The 14241-nt window shown below is 69.6% G+C and carries 10 protein-coding genes; 3 read left to right on the forward strand and 7 right to left on the reverse strand.

The features are described from left to right. Position 1: 1 nt before the first annotated feature. The 4 genes from F0L46_RS20660 to F0L46_RS20675 all read right to left on the reverse strand — a co-directional run bounded on the left by F0L46_RS20660 (position 2) and on the right by F0L46_RS20675 (position 7691). Complete coding sequence (locus F0L46_RS20660; RefSeq protein ID WP_149821118.1) at positions 2–3136, reverse strand: efflux RND transporter permease subunit; 3135 nt, start codon at positions 3134–3136, stop codon at positions 2–4. Positions 3137–3139: 3 nt separating this feature from the next. Then, positions 3140–4246 (reverse strand): efflux RND transporter periplasmic adaptor subunit, encoded by a 1107-nt coding sequence (locus tag F0L46_RS20665; RefSeq protein ID WP_149821120.1) that lies wholly within the window; start codon positions 4244–4246, stop codon positions 3140–3142. A 99-nt stretch (positions 4247–4345) separates the two neighbouring features. Beyond that, positions 4346–5224, reverse strand: coding sequence for an RgsD C-terminal domain-containing protein (locus tag F0L46_RS20670; protein WP_149821122.1), 879 nt, complete (start codon positions 5222–5224; stop codon positions 4346–4348). A 25-nt stretch (positions 5225–5249) separates the two neighbouring features. Then, positions 5250–7691 (reverse strand): YfhO family protein, encoded by a 2442-nt coding sequence (locus F0L46_RS20675; protein ID WP_149821124.1) that lies wholly within the window; start codon positions 7689–7691, stop codon positions 5250–5252. Between the two features lie 270 nt (positions 7692–7961). On the opposite strand from F0L46_RS20675, the gene F0L46_RS20680 reads away from it, so the two are divergent. Both F0L46_RS20680 and F0L46_RS20685 read left to right on the forward strand, forming a co-directional pair. Further along, positions 7962–8525, forward strand: coding sequence for a nitroreductase family protein (locus tag F0L46_RS20680; protein WP_149821127.1), 564 nt, complete (start codon positions 7962–7964; stop codon positions 8523–8525). Next, complete coding sequence (locus F0L46_RS20685; protein WP_149821128.1) at positions 8525–9130, forward strand: flavin reductase family protein; 606 nt, start codon at positions 8525–8527, stop codon at positions 9128–9130. Before F0L46_RS20680 ends, F0L46_RS20685 begins: the two co-directional genes overlap by 1 nt. Positions 9131–9139: 9 nt before the next feature. On the opposite strand, the gene F0L46_RS20690 is transcribed toward F0L46_RS20685, so the two are convergent. The 3 genes from F0L46_RS20690 to F0L46_RS20700 all read right to left on the reverse strand — a co-directional run bounded on the left by F0L46_RS20690 (position 9140) and on the right by F0L46_RS20700 (position 13051). Next, the gene (locus F0L46_RS20690; RefSeq protein ID WP_149821130.1) at positions 9140–9937 is read right to left on the reverse strand and encodes an SDR family NAD(P)-dependent oxidoreductase; all 798 of its coding nucleotides are present in this window, start codon (positions 9935–9937) and stop codon (positions 9140–9142) included. Between the two features lie 179 nt (positions 9938–10116). Continuing rightward, positions 10117–11127 carry a TRAP transporter substrate-binding protein gene (locus F0L46_RS20695; protein ID WP_149821132.1) on the reverse strand — a complete coding sequence of 337 codons (1011 nt, stop codon included), beginning with the start codon at positions 11125–11127 and terminating at the stop codon, positions 10117–10119. An 82-nt stretch (positions 11128–11209) separates the two neighbouring features. Continuing rightward, entirely contained in the window at positions 11210–13051 is a 1842-nt protein-coding gene (locus F0L46_RS20700; RefSeq protein WP_240540090.1) for a TRAP transporter large permease, read from the reverse strand. 314 nt (positions 13052–13365) lie between these two features. Here F0L46_RS20700 and F0L46_RS20705 point away from each other — a divergent pair, with 314 nt between their 5' ends. Beyond that, positions 13366–14217 (forward strand): IclR family transcriptional regulator, encoded by an 852-nt coding sequence (locus tag F0L46_RS20705; RefSeq protein WP_149821136.1) that lies wholly within the window; start codon positions 13366–13368, stop codon positions 14215–14217. Positions 14218–14241: the final 24 nt, after the last annotated feature.

Genomic DNA, 14241 nt, shown 5'->3' on the forward strand with positions numbered 1-14241 from the left:
GTCACTCGGCGGGCTGCGGCTTCGCGTCCGCCTCCCGTTCCAGGTCGGCGAGCTCCTCCTCGAGCGCGCCCGGCTTGCGGGCATGCCGGCCCGCGAGCGTATAGGCAGCGGGCACGACGAACAGGGTGAGGAGCGTGCCGAGGGTCACGCCGCCCGTGGTCACCACGCCGACGGTGACGCGGGCCTCGGCGCCTGCGCCGCTCTCCAGGATCAGAGGCACGGCGCCGAGCACGGTGGCGAGCGAGGTCATCAGGATCGGGCGCAGGCGCTGCTTCGCCGCGTCCACGGCGGCGTCCGCCGGCTCCAGGCCCTCCTCGCGCCGCTGGTTGGCGAATTCCACGAGCAGGATCGCGTTCTTCGCCACGAGGCCGATGAGCAGGATCATGCCGATCTGGCTGTAGATGTTGAGGGTGAAGCCCAGGGCCCAGATCGTGACGAGGCCGCCGGCGAGCGCGACGGGCGCCGAGGTCAGGATGATGAGCGGGTAAAGGAAGCTTTCGAACTGCGCCGCCATCAGCAGGAAGACGAGGACGAGCACGAAGGCGAGGGCGTAGAGCACGGCGTTGCCGGTCTCCTGGTAGTCGCGGCTCTCGCCGAGATATTTCACCTGCGCCGCCGCGGGCAGCCGCTGCTCGGCGATCGTCTCGACCTTCTCCACCGCCTGTCCCAGGGTGATGGCGGGCGTCAGGTTCGCTTCCACCCGTACGGCGGGGAGCCGGTCGACGCGGCGCAGCTCCCGCACGGTGGAGGTCTCGGTCAGCCGCACCACGCTCGACAGGGGCACGAGGCCGCTTCCGCCCGAGGCGCGGACGAAGACGTTGTCGATGTCGCGGGGCGAACTGCGGTCGTCGCGTTGCGCCTGGAGGATGACGTTGTACTCCTCGCCCCGCTCGACGTAGCGCGTCACCTGGAGCGAGCCGAACATGATCTGGAGCGCCGTCCCGAGCGTGCGGGCATCGACGCCGATCGCCGCCGCCCGCTCACGGTCGATGCCGACGCTGATCTGCGGGCGGGTATCCTTGTAGTCGATGTCGGGGTTCACGAGCCCGTCGATCTTGCGCACCTCGCCGAGCACGTCGTTGGCCCAGCGGATCGCGTCGGCGCGGTCGAGCCCCGAGATAGCGACCTGGAGGCCACGCCCGCCGCCGCGCTGCCCGAGCTTCGGCGGATTGACCGCGAAGGCGCGCACGCCCGTGATGCCGGCGAGGCGGCGCTGGACCTGCGTGCGCACCTCGTCCTGCTTCATCGTGCGGTCGGCCCACTCCTTCAGGCGAACGATGACGCGGGCCGTGTTCGAGGGCGCCTGCCCGCCGCCGAAGCTCGGGACGACGATGGAGAGAAGCCCCTCCACCGGCTTGTCCTCTCCCTCGCCGCGAAGGTCGGCCAGCGCGCGTTCGATCCCAGCCACCTGCTCGTTCATATAGGCGGCCGAGGCGCCCTCCGGCCCCTCGACGACGACGCTGATGCTGCCGCGATCCTCGTCTGGCGCAAGCTCCGCCGGTATGGCGAAGTAGGCTGCGACGCCGGCCGCCGCGAAGGCCGCTCCGGCAAGGAGCGGGATCCAGGACCGCCGGACGAGAGCCTTCAGCACCCGCCCGTAAGCGGCGGTGAGGCGGTCGAGCCCGGCATTGATCCAGCGCACGAGCCGGTTCGGCTCGCCCCCGCCGCGCAGGAGGAGGGTGCTCAGCATCGGGCCGAGCGTGATGGCCGAGAAGCCCGAGATCACCACGATTGAGACGAGCACCACCGCGAACTCGCGGAACAGGAGGCCGACATTGCCCTGCAGGAAGGCCAGAGGCAGGATCACGGCCACGAGCACCAGGGAGCTCGCGAAGACCGCCGTCCCGAGCTCCCGCGTGCTGCGGGCGGAGGCGACGAGGAGCGCCTCGCCCCGGGCCTGCCGCCGTCGGATGTTCTCCATGATCACCACGGCGTCGTCCGTGCACAGGCCGATGGCGAGGATCACGGCGAGGATCGTCAGCACGTTGATCGAGAAGCCGAGGGCCGCGGCGATGATCGCGGCGGGTATGATCGCCGCCGGGATGGTCGCCGCCGGGATGAGGGTGCCCCGCAGCGAGCCCAGGAAGAGGAAGATCACCACCAGCACGATGCCGATCGACTGGGCGAGCGTCGTCACGACGTTGGTCAGGGTCTCGCGGATGAAGATCGACTCGTCGTAGCCGATGCTCGCATCGATGCTGGCGGGCAGCGTGGGGCGCAGGCGCTCCAGCTCCGCCTTCACGCCAGCCGCGACCTCCAGGGTGTTGGCGTCCGACTGGCGCACGATGCCGAGCGCGATGGCGTCGTTGCCGTCGGAGCGGAAGCCGCCCTTCTCGTTCTCGACGCCCACCTCGACGCGGGCGACATCTCCCACGCGGATGCGGTTCTCGCCCTCGCCGCGGATGGCGAGGGCCGCGAACTCGGCGGCGGTGCGAAAGCGGGTCTCGGCCCGCACCACGATCTCCTGCGTGGACGTCTCGACGAGGCCGGCCGGCAGCTCGACATTCTCGGCCCGCAGGCGATCGGCGACGTCGTTGGGCGTGATGCCCCGGGCCGCCATGGCTTGGCGGTCGAGCCAGATGCGCATCGCGTACCGCTTCTCGCCGCCGATCGTCACCCGCGACACCCCGCTTACCGAACCCAGGGCGTCGACGAGGCGGCGCTGGGCGATGTCGGTAAGCTCGGGCGGGGCGATCCGGTCGGAGCGCAGGGTGATGTACATCATCGGCTGATCGTCGGCGTCCGCCTTCTCGATCACCGGCTCTTCCACGGTCTCGGGAAGCTCGCTTCGCACCCCCGAGACCTTGTCTCGCACGTCCGCCGCGACCGCGTCGATGTTCGTGCCGGCCTTGAACTGGAGGCTGATGGAGGACGTCTCGTTGCGGCTGCGGGCCTCGATCGTGCGGATGCCCGGGATGCCGCTCAGATTGTCCTCGATCCGATTCGTCACCTCACGCTCGATCACCTCGGCGGGCGCGCCGGGGTAGCGCGTCGTGACGGACACCGTGGGCGGGTCGATGTTCGGGTACTCGCGGATCGGCAGGAAGAACGCCGCGCCGATCCCGACCGCGATGAGGATGAGGTTCGCCGAGACGGCAAGGACGGGCCGGACGGTCGGGAGATCGGCAAGGCGCATCGCCTAGCCCCTCCCGTCTTGCGCGGCGCCAGCCTGGGCGTCGGGAGCGCCCGGCTCGACGACGCGGACGGGCTGGCCGTCGTTGACGCCCTGCATGCCGCCGACCACGATCGGGTCGCCCGCGCGGATACCCTCCTCGATCTGCACCCGCTCCGGCTCCCGCTGGCCGATGCGCACCTCCGCGCGCTGCGCCTTACCGTCCACCACGCGGTAGACGAAGTGCTGCTCGCCCCGAACCTGCACGGCGAGCGGCGGCACCACGACGGCGTCGTCCAGCGTGTCGGTGACGAGGGAGATCGTCAGCAGCATGCCGGGCCTCAGGCGGCCGTCGGGGTTGGGCAGGCGAGCGTCGATCTCGATGGTGCGCAAGGCGGGATCGACCCGGCTGCCGAGCGCCTGCACCGCGCCCGCGAAGCGCTCGTCGGGAAAGGCGCTGGTGCGAGCCTCGATGCGCGCTCCCGCCTCGACGCGGCCGAGCTGCTGCTCCGGAATCGAGAAGCGCACGGCCATGGGCGAGACCGTATCGAGGACGGCGATCTCGCGGCCGGGCTCGACGAGGGCGCCGACCGAGATGTCGCGCAGGCCGATCCGCCCGTCGAACGGCGCGCGGATCACGGTGTCCTCCAGCCGCCGCCGCGCCGCGTCGATCCGGCTCTCCGCCGCCTGGAGACGGCGGCGGGCATCCTCGACGGGCGCGCGGGCACCGCTGCCGCGGGAGAGTAGGTATTCGGCGCGCTCCAGGGTCTGGCGGGTCTCGGCGGCCGCGGCGTCGAGAGAGTCGATCTCGGCCTGGATCTCCTCGCCTTCGAGACGGACGAGAATGTCGCCCTTGCGGACGGAGGCCCCCTGGTCGAAGGCGATGGCTGTCACGCGCCCGGCGCTCTTTGCCGTGAGCACGACGGATTCGAGAGCGCGCGCTGTGCCGAGCGTCTCGATGGTCCGCGTGATCCGTGCGGTCTCGGCAGGGGCGAGGACCACGGCCGGCGGCGGACGTCCCTGCGCCTTGCGGTCGTCCCCGCCCGCAGGGCGGAGCATGAACCACCAATAGGCGCCGCCGCCCGCGAGGGCGAGCGTCAGCATGACGAGAAGGCCCTTCCAGACGGACCGCATGGTCTCTTCCGTTTGCCGTGACGGACGGCAACGGGCGGTCGAGAAGGGCTGTTCCGGCTGCGCGTGGTGCGTTTCGCCGCAGGAAGCGCCCGTTGGGGCTCACTTTTTCGCGAGAACCTCGATATCGCGGTTGAGGCCGCTCTCGACCTTGAACTCCCGCGTATGGACCTGTCCTTCGTGGCGGGCGATCAGCACGTATTCGCCTTCCGCGAGCGTGAGCGACGGAAACGCGCCGATCGCCTCGCGGATGACGTCGCCGCCCGGTGTCAGGACCGAGAAGGCCGTTCCGGCGAAGGCCTCGCCGCCCTCGCTCGCGACGAGCTTGAGGGTCACGGTCGCGGCGCGATGGTTGAGGGTCGCCTCCGTGACGCGCCCGGCCTCGACGCGCAGGTCCGAGCGCATGATCGCGTTGGTGTCGCCGTAGTTCGAGACCACGTGATAGGTGCCCTCGGGCAGGCGCACCACCTCGTCGCCGCGCACGCCTCCCACCACGAGCCGGCCCTCGGCGTCGTTGCCGATGGGCACATAGATCGAGAACGAGAGGCTGCCCGGCGCGATGGGGGACTCTCCCACGGCGCCTTTCAACCGCAGCGCTCCGGCGCTGATCGTGACGCGCTCGTCCAGGTTGGTCCATTGAACCGCGAGGCGGGTGGACGCGCTCGCAAATCCATAGGCGGCGTGGACGATGTAGTTGCCCGGGGGCAGGGGAAGGGTCGGGTTCGGGAGATCGGACTTCACCACGAGGTTGGGGACGATTCCCTCGCCCCGGTCCTCGTAGACCCGCCAGATCATCCCGGCGCGGATCGGCTGCTGATTGCCTGCGAAGGACGCCCGCAGGGTCACCGCGGCCTGGCGCGGCTGTGCCGGCGCCAATTGGGCAGGAGCGGGTCCCGGTGACGTGGCGGCCGGATCAGGCGCCTGCGCCAGGGCGAGGCCCGGCGCGAGGAGCAGGACGGCGAGGGAGGGCAGGCGCTTCATCGTTGATCTCGGCCGAATCGCGGGATCAGCGCGCCGCCGCGTCGGAAGGCTCCGCGCCTCGCTCAACGAGACCCGCCGCCGCCGCAACGAGGTTGCGCACCGAGAGGGGGCGGAATCGGAACTCGACGACGTGCTGGCCCGCCGACACCTCGACCCCTCTGAACAGCAGATTCGTGCGCAAAATGGGGCGCCGCTCGCCGTCGACCCAGGCCTCCCAGCCCGGATAGTCGAGATCGTGCAGGACGAGCACCGCGGTGCGGTCGGTCTGGACGTGCAGGCGCACGGCGTTACGCCCGTAACGCTCGATGCGGACGGAGCCGTTGCTCGGGGCCGGCTCCACGCCGTCGTCCCGCAGGCCGTAATCGCCGCGAAGGCCTGCGACGCTCGCGTGGTCGATGAGCGCCTCCTTCGTGCGGTCGAATTCCGGCAGCTCCTCCTGAGAGAGAACCTCGTCGGATTCCACGGGAACCAGGCGCGTCGCCAGATAGGCGCGCGCGGCGTTCGTGTTGAGCCTGTAGATCCACATCGAGCCCGAGCCGTAGATCATCTCGGCGCCCGTGAGACGCGGGAAGTGCTTCGGCAGCTTGTCGGCCGGTCGGTCGAGGACGACGTAATCGAGGCAGAGCAGGCTCGCCAGGCGGCCGCGATAGGAGCGGAACGTGCCGGGGAAGTGACGCAGGTTGGGATCGACGGCGTTCTCGCCCGGACCGACCGCGCGCTCGTAATCCGCGATGCGCAGCGGGTTGTAGCCGATGGTGTCCTCGATGCCGAGCACCATGGCGGCGTTCTGCCACGCGCCAGGCAGGCCGAGGATCTCGACCCGGGGCCGCTCGCCACGCTCGTGACGCGCCGCAAGCTCGCGCTTCAACATGCTTAGGCCCTGGAGCTGGTCGCTCGGCAGCGACGTGAAGACGGCGTACCGGCCCGCGGGCTCGGAATTCAGGGAGGAGCCGGCGTTGCGAAGCACGAGCTCGCCGCCTGTCGCCGCCACGAGGAGGGCCGCCATAGCGGTGCGGCCCGCGAGGCTCGAGCCCCCGCGCAGGAGCAGAAAAGCGGCCGCGCCGGCGATGAGCCCGCCAAGCGCGATCTCGCCCAGCGCCGTCGCGACGCGCCCGGCCGGGATCGCGTAGGAGAGGGCCGCGAGCACCGCGGCCAGCACGAGCGCGATCGCGAGGGCTCCGGACAGGATCGCCCCGGCAGTCGGCTCCGACCGCGCCGCGAGCCGCGGCGCGCCGTCGCGGGCGTAGCGGTGCACGAGATAGCCGGCCGCGAGCGCAAGGGCGATGTTGATGAGGAACGTGGCGTCGGACGGGCGACGGTAGAGCGCGATGCCCGGGACGTGGTCGAAGAGGAGCTCGAAGGCCGGCGTGGAGCGGCCGACCGCATAGACGAGCATGGCCAGGGTGAAGCCCAGGAAGAAGCGGAACTCCTGCGTCAGGAGCCTGCGGCCGGCGATGCCGTGCCACAGGATGAGGAGGGCGGGGACGGTGCCGGCGAAGAGATAGTTCGTCGCGCGGTCCGTGTGCGTCCCGCCCGTCACCGTATGCCAGTCCGGACCCCAGTAGTCGTAGGTCCAGCGCAGCGACCCGAAGACGTTGCCGAACAGCACCGTCGCGAGGCTCTCGGGCGGCAGCGAGCCCATGGCCGCGAGCCCGAAACCGAAGCTCGGCCGGTTCGAGGTCGAGAGCAGCTGGAGGGTGAGCAGCGTCGGGACGGCAAGGAGCGCCGCGCCCACGAGCGCCATGACACCAATGTGCGGCGCCCGGGACAGGAGATAAGCCAGGGGCCGGCCCGAGCGAATCGTCTCGTAGGCCACATAGGCCATCATCGTCAGGGCGCCGAGAAAGGCCACCTGATCGCGCCCGACGGTCATCAGGGCCGCCACCACGCCAAACGCCGCGGCGAAGCCGTAGGAGCGCCGGTCCAGGGCTTCCTCGAGGAGCCACAGGGCGAGCGGGATATAGCCGTAGGAGATGATCTGCCCGGTATGCTGCAGCCGGGCGGACGCAGAACCGCCCAGGATGAAGACGCTGACCGCGACCAGGGCCCCGGCCCAGTGCCAGTTGCGACGCCGGAACAGGAGCATGAGCCCCGCGGCACCCGGCAGGAAATGCGCGAACACCGCCACGTCGAAGGCCTCCATCGAGGCTTGCGGATTGAGCCATGCGAAGAACAGCATGGTCGGCGTGAACAGGAGCGACTGCGGGTCCGCCACGGACGGATGGCCGCCGAAATGGTAGGGATTCCAAAGCGGCAGCTCGCCTCCGGCCAGGGCCGAGCCGAGATAGCGCATCATCGGGTAGAAGTGGTTCTTGGAATCCCATGGCACGACGGCGCCGGTGAGCGGCCAGATCATCGCGGCCACGGCCCAGATCGCGAAGGCCGCGAGGAACGCCCCTCGCGTCTCGCGCGTCGTCCAGGCGGAGGTGAGCGACGCCGCCGGCGCCTGCGGACTCATCTGAAGCATGTTGTCACAACACCACGTGGCCGCGGGAGCCAAGGCCATGGAAGCCGGGCCGTAAGACGGCTTTAGGGGAGAACGCCTGTATTTGCCAGCACTTGCGCGCGAATGCGAGTCGGGGATGGTCCGGACGCCGGACACCCGGTTCGAACGCCGCCTCGCCCACGTGCCGCCTCCAGCATAACCGGGGTGCTTGACCGCCGCCCGTCGGCTATGACACGCCAGCGGGGCATGGTCCCCAGCTCTGCCATATGCCCGATACCGGATGAAGGTCACATGAACGAGACCATCGGATTTCTCGCGAGGCGCCGCTCCGTGCCCGCCGCGCAGCTGCGGGAGCCCGGCCCGAGCGCCGCGGAGCTCGGTACGATCCTGTCCATCGCCTCGCGCGTGCCCGACCACGGCAAGCTCGCGCCCTGGCGCTTCATCGTGATCGAGGGCGAGGCCCGTCACCAGCTTGGTGAGACCATCGCGCGGATCTTCCAGGCCGACGCACCCGACGCCCCGGAGGACAAGCTCGTGGCCGAGCGCGAACGCTTGGCTCGTGCGCCGCTCGTGGTCGCGGTGGTGTCCGGCGCGCGCGCGCATCCCAAGATCCCGGATTGGGAGCAGGTGCTTTCGGCCGGCGCGGTCTGCATGAACCTCGTGACCGCGGCGAATGCGCTTGGCTTCGGCACCGCCTGGGTCACGGAGTGGATCGCCTACGACCGGCGATTCCTGGACGCTCTGGGCCTCGCGCCCGAGGAGCGCCTCGCGGGCTTCATCCATATCGGCCGGCCCGCCATGGTGCCCTCCGACCGCCCGAGGCCGGACCTTGCCCAGATCGTCACGAGGGCCTGATGTTCTACGAGGTCTCGGCGGGGCACGGCCTCCCGCATGATCCCTACAAGGCCCTCGTGGCCCCGCGCCCCATCGGCTGGATCAGCACGATCAGCGCGCGGGGCGAGGTGAACCTTTCGCCGTATTCTTATTTCAACGCCGTCTCGGACCGGCCGCACATCGTGTGCTTCTCCTCCGACGGCCGCAAGGACGCCCTCACCTTCGCGGAGGAGACGGGGGAGTTCGTGTGCAACCTCGCGACCTTCGACCTGCGCGAGTCCATGAACGCCACCTCGGCGCCCCTGCCGCGGGGAACGAGCGAGATGATCCATGCGGGGCTGACCGCCGCGCCCTCGCGCCTCGTGAAGCCGCCCCGGGTGGCGGAGTCGCCCGTGGCTCTCGAGTGCCGATACCTGAAGACGGTGTCCCTCGATCCCGTCGAGGGTGAAGGGCGCTACTTCCTGGTCCTCGGGCAGGTGATCGGGATCCATATCGACGACCGCTTCATCGTCGACGGCCTCGTGGACACCGCCGCCATGCGCCCGATCGCCCGCGCCGGCTACCACGACTATTTCGTAGCGACCCCCGAGACGCGGTTCTCCATCCGCCGTCCGCCCGGGGGCTGAGCCGGGACTTCAGGTGACGGGATTCATCGTGCAGGTCTGCCCGCCGTCCACGGGCAGGCACACGCCCGTGATGAAGCGGGCCTCGTCGGATGCCAGGAAGGCGGCGGCGTTGGCAACGTCCCAGGCATCGCCCATGCGGCCGAGCGGCACGGCTTTCGCGCGGGCGGCGACCATCTCCTCGGCCGAGGCGTACTGGCTCGCGATCTGTCGGTAGATGAGGGGCGTGTCGATGAGGCCCGGCATCACGCAGTTCGCCCGGATGCCGTGCGGGGCGTATTGCATCGCCAGCGCGACGGTGGCCTGGTTCACGGCGGCTTTCGCCGTGTAATAGGCGAAGTAGGGATAGCCGATCCAACGCACCGCCGCGATCGACGAGATGTTGACGATCACGCCCCGGCCCGCCGCGATGAAATGCGGCAGCACCGCCTTCGCGGTGCGGAACACCGAGCCCAGATTGATGTCGAGGTTGCGCCGGAACGCCTCCTCGTCGAGGTCGAGCGGGCCGCCATGCAGCACCACGCCGACATTGTTATGCAGGATGTCGAGCCGGCCGTAAGCCGAGATCGCGGCCGCGACGGCGGCCTCGACGGACGCGAGACTCGCCACGTCGGCCGCCACCGCGATCGCCTCGCCGCCCTCGCTCCGGATGATGCCGGCCGTTTCCTCCGCCGCCCCGGCGTCGAGGTCGATCGCCACGACCCGCGCTCCCTGGCGCGCATAGGTTACCGCTGCCGCCTTGCCGTTGCCCCAGCCGGGACCCGACGAGCCGGCGCCGAACACGAGGGCGATGCGATCTGCAAAGCGCATGGGAGGTCTCGTCGTCTCCACGGTCCCGGACGGGAGAGGGATGCATGCCGCGTGAGAGGAGCGGCGGCGCGCTCGCCCGAGCCCGTCGCGAACGCTTCGCCGCTCACGGCTGGCGCGTGGGTCTGGATCCCCGGGTCGAGCCCGGGGATCGCGGTGGTAGGGCGGGAGAGGAGCGTGCCTCAGCTCAGGCTGCCGCCGGTGGCCTTCTCGAGGATGGCCCAGGCCTCGTCGCCGTACTTCTTCTTCCACTCGGCGTAGAAGCCCGCCTTGCGCAGCGCGTCGCGGAAGCCCGTGGTGTCGGGATCGTTGAAGGCCATGCCCTTCGACGTGAGCTCCGTGCGCAGCGTCGCGTTGAGCTTCGCCACGTCCTCGCGCTCGGCGATCGCCGACTCGTTGAGATGCTTCGCCACGATCGGGCGCAGATCCTCGGGCAGCCGCTCCCAGGCGCGGCGGTTGGCCAGGAACCAGAACCCGTCCCACATGTGGTTCGTCATGGAGCAGAACTTCTGCACCTCAAAGAGCTTCGCCGTTGAGATGATGGCGAGCGGGTTCTCCTGGCCGTCCACCGCGCGGGTCTGGAGGGCGGTGTAGACCTCGGCGAAGTTGATGCTGGCCGGCGCGGATTCGAGGGCCGTGAACATCGACGTCCAGAGCGGGCTCACGGGCACACGGATCTTGAAGCCCTTCAAATCGGCAGGTGATTGGATCGCCTTGCTGGACGACGTGATCTGGCGGAAGCCGTTGTCCCAGATCTTGTCCATGACGACGAGGTTCGCCTTGCCGATCTCGCGGCGCACATAAGCGCCGAGATCGCCGTCCATCGCCTTCCAGACGGCGTCGTAGTTCGGGAAGGCGAAGCCGATGCCGCTGATGGAGGCGTTGGGCACCAGTGTCGAGAGGATCAGGGGCGAAAGGGTGAAGAACTCGACGCCGCCCGAGCGCACCTGGCTCAGCATGTCGGTGTCGGAGCCGAGCTGGTTGTTGGGGAAGATCTGGATGTTGACCCGGCCCTTGGTCTCAGCCCGGATCCGGTCCGCGGCCTCGGTGGCGCGCTGGTTCAGCGGGTGCGTCGGGGGCAGGTTGTTGGCGTATTTGTAGTTGAACTCGGCGGTCTGGGCGCGGGCGCCCGAGCCCGCGAGGAAAGCGGCCGACGCGGTGCCCGCCAGCATGGTGCGACGTGAGATGGTCATGGTTCTCTCCCTTGTGCGTGTTGGCCGGCGGGGCTCGTGCGTGTGCGGCCCCGCTTCTTAAGGTGATCGGTTCGATCGTCGCCTAGAGCAGGAACGTCGAGAAGCCGGGCACCAGCGCGATGACGATGAGCCCCGCGAGGAGTGCCAGCAGGTAGGGCCAGACGGCGCCCATCGCCTCGTCAGGCGAGACGTTGCCGATCTTACAGGCGAGATAGAAGCCGATCCCGATCGGCGGCGTCATCAGCCCGATGTTCATCGCCGTGACCACCACCATGGCATAGTGGACGTCGTTGATGCCAAGGCTCTTCGCGATCGGGAACATGAGCGGCGCCATGAGAACGATGGCGGGCAGGCCCTCCAGCACGCAGCCGAGCAGCATGAATACAACGATGGTGAGCGCCATGAAGGCGATCCAGCCGCCCGGCAGCCCCGTCATGAACAAAGCGAGCTTCTGGGCGAAGCCCGTCTGGGTCAGCGCCCAGGCCATCGCGAGCGCGGTGCCCAGGATCATCAGGATCGCGCCGCTCAGGGCCGCCGTTTCCACGAGCATGTCGTAAAACTTGCGCAGGCCGATGCCGCCATAGAGCACGATGCCGATGACGATCGCGTAGAGCACCGCTATCGTGGAGACCTCGGTCGCGGTCGCGATGCCCCCGCCCACCACGCTGCGGATGAGGAAGGGCAGCACCAGCGCCGGGGCCGCGATGACCATCGTGCCCCAGATCGTTGAGAGCGGAGCGCAGCGGACCCCGCTCATGCTCTCTCCCCGCGCGCGCCAGCGGGCCAGGACCGCAAGGCCGACGAGGAGCACCATGGCGATGACGAAGCCGCTGGTGAAGAGCCCCGCGATCGAGACGCCCGCGACTGAGCCCAGCACGATGAGCACGATGCTCGGCGGCACCGTGTCGGCCATGGCGGCGCCCGTGGAGAGGAGCGCGATGAGCTCCTTGTGCTTGTAGCCCCGCCGCTTCATCTCGGGGAACAGAGCCGGCGCCACGGTCGCCATGTCGGACACCTTCGAGCCCGAGATGCCGGAGACCAGGAACAGCGAGCCCAGCAGCACATAGGACATGCCGGCCCGCACGTGGCCGAGCAGCGAGGCAAGAAAGTCGACGATCGCCTTGCCCATGCCCGTGGCGTCGAGCACGCAGCCCAGCAGGACGAAGATCGGCACGGAGAGCAGGATGAGGCTCGACATGCCCTCGTCCATGCGCCCCACCACGATGAAGATCGGCACATGGGTCGTGAAGGTAAGAAAGGCGACCGTGCCGATGCCGAAGCAGAAGGCGATCGGCACCGTGGCGGCGAGGCACAGGCCCACCATCGCCACGAGGAAGATGAGGATGTTGAGGTTGCCGAGGCCCATCAGGGCCGGCGAGAGAAGCCAGAACGCCCCGCCTGCGACGGCCACGATCGCCGCTGCGCCGAGCAAGGCCGGCATGGTCGAGGAGCGCACCGCATAGACGAGGGTGATCACGAGCATGGTCGCGATGCCGAACGGAATCGCCGCGACCCGGAACGTGTTCGGGATCCCGAGCGCCGGGGTGTGGATGTACCACTCCTCCATCGCGTACTCGATCGCCGGCTGGAGCATCGCGGCGAGAAACGTCGCGGTCACGAGGAGCGCGAAGGCCTGCATCGGGCCGCGCACGGGGCGCGGCACGATATTCAGGAGAAGGGTGAGCCGCAGGTGCTCGTTGCGGTCGATGGCGATCGCCGAGCCGAGCATCGCGAGCCAGAGGAAGGCGAACGACGCGACCTCGTCGACCCACACGATGGGCAGCGAGAACACGTAGCGCGAGACGACGCCGAGCAGCAGAAGGCCGATGATGAGGACGAGGAGCCCGGCCGAGACCGCCTCCAACGGCTTCATCAGCATCGCGCCGAAGCGGGTGGGAGCAACGGTCAGAGCCTGCGGCGGCATCGGCCCGGCATTCTCGCTGATGGCGGACATTGGGCCCTCGTCTAGCCGTTCGCGGGGTGAGCGGCCGAGCCGCCGGACGACGAAGGGTCGCGCGGCAGGCATGTCCGGTCAATCCCGGCTCCGGTCCGTGTCATCCCGTCCTCCCATGACAGGTCCACATCGCGGACCTGCCTCGCCCGGGGTTTCCGCCCGTCCCGGTGGCAAGACATGGCTTGCGCGGCCGGTCGAGGTCCCCGATGCTCTTGCGTCGGTTGACGAGAGCCCGACTTTGCCTCAGCTGTCAATGGCGCACGGGTCGGACATAGGTCCAAGATATGGAACAGCGTCGCATCCCGCCGGTCGAGGCCGCCATCGACGGCACCGGAACGCAGAGCATCGGCCGTGCCGTCGCGCTGCTGCGGCTCGTCGCGGGAAGCCGGGCCGGGGGAGCAGCCTTGAGCGATCTCGTGGAGCGCTCCCGGCTGTCGAAGCCCACCTGCCGTCGCATCCTCGTCGCTCTCATCGATGCGGGGCTCATGGAGCAGGATCCCGTCTCGAGGCGCTATTTCCTGGGCCCTGAGGCGCATGTTCTCGGCACATTGGCGGCGGAGCGATTCGGCCTGCACCGGCTGGCGCATGAGGGCGTCGTCCGACTTGCCGAGGAGACCGGGGACGCGGCCTTCTTCCAGATCCGCCGGGACTGGTCCGCGGTCTGCCTGCAGCGGGAGGACGGCGATTATCCCCTCCGCTCCCATGTCCTGGCGCCGGGCGACCGGCACCCGCTCGGCGCCGGGGCAGGCGGCCTCGCGATCCTGGCGGCTTTGGAGGATGGCGACGTGGAAGCGGCTCTCACGGCGAACGAGGCCTGGCTGGCGCGCTCCTACGCAGTTCTGACCCCGCCGCTCCTTCGAGACCTCGTCCATGAGAGCCGCGCACAGGGCTACGCCATGAACCGCGGCCTCCTGTTTCCCGGCTCGTGGGGCATGGGCATGCCGGTTCGCGACGCCAGAGGGAGGGCGGTCGCCTGCCTGTCGCTCGCCTGCGTCGAGAGCCGCCTCCAGCCCAACCGGCAGCCCGTCCTGGCGCGGGCGCTGGCCCGCGAGGTGCGCGACCTGGAGCGGCGGATGGCCGAGAGCGGCGCAGCCCCGGTATCCCGCCCGCGCCGGGCAGCGGGAGGCAGCCGGTGAACCGCCTCATCTCAACCTTTCCGC

This window comes from Salinarimonas soli, from assembly GCF_008386575.1.
GTDB classification, from domain to species: Bacteria; Pseudomonadota; Alphaproteobacteria; order Rhizobiales; family Beijerinckiaceae; genus Salinarimonas_A; species Salinarimonas_A soli.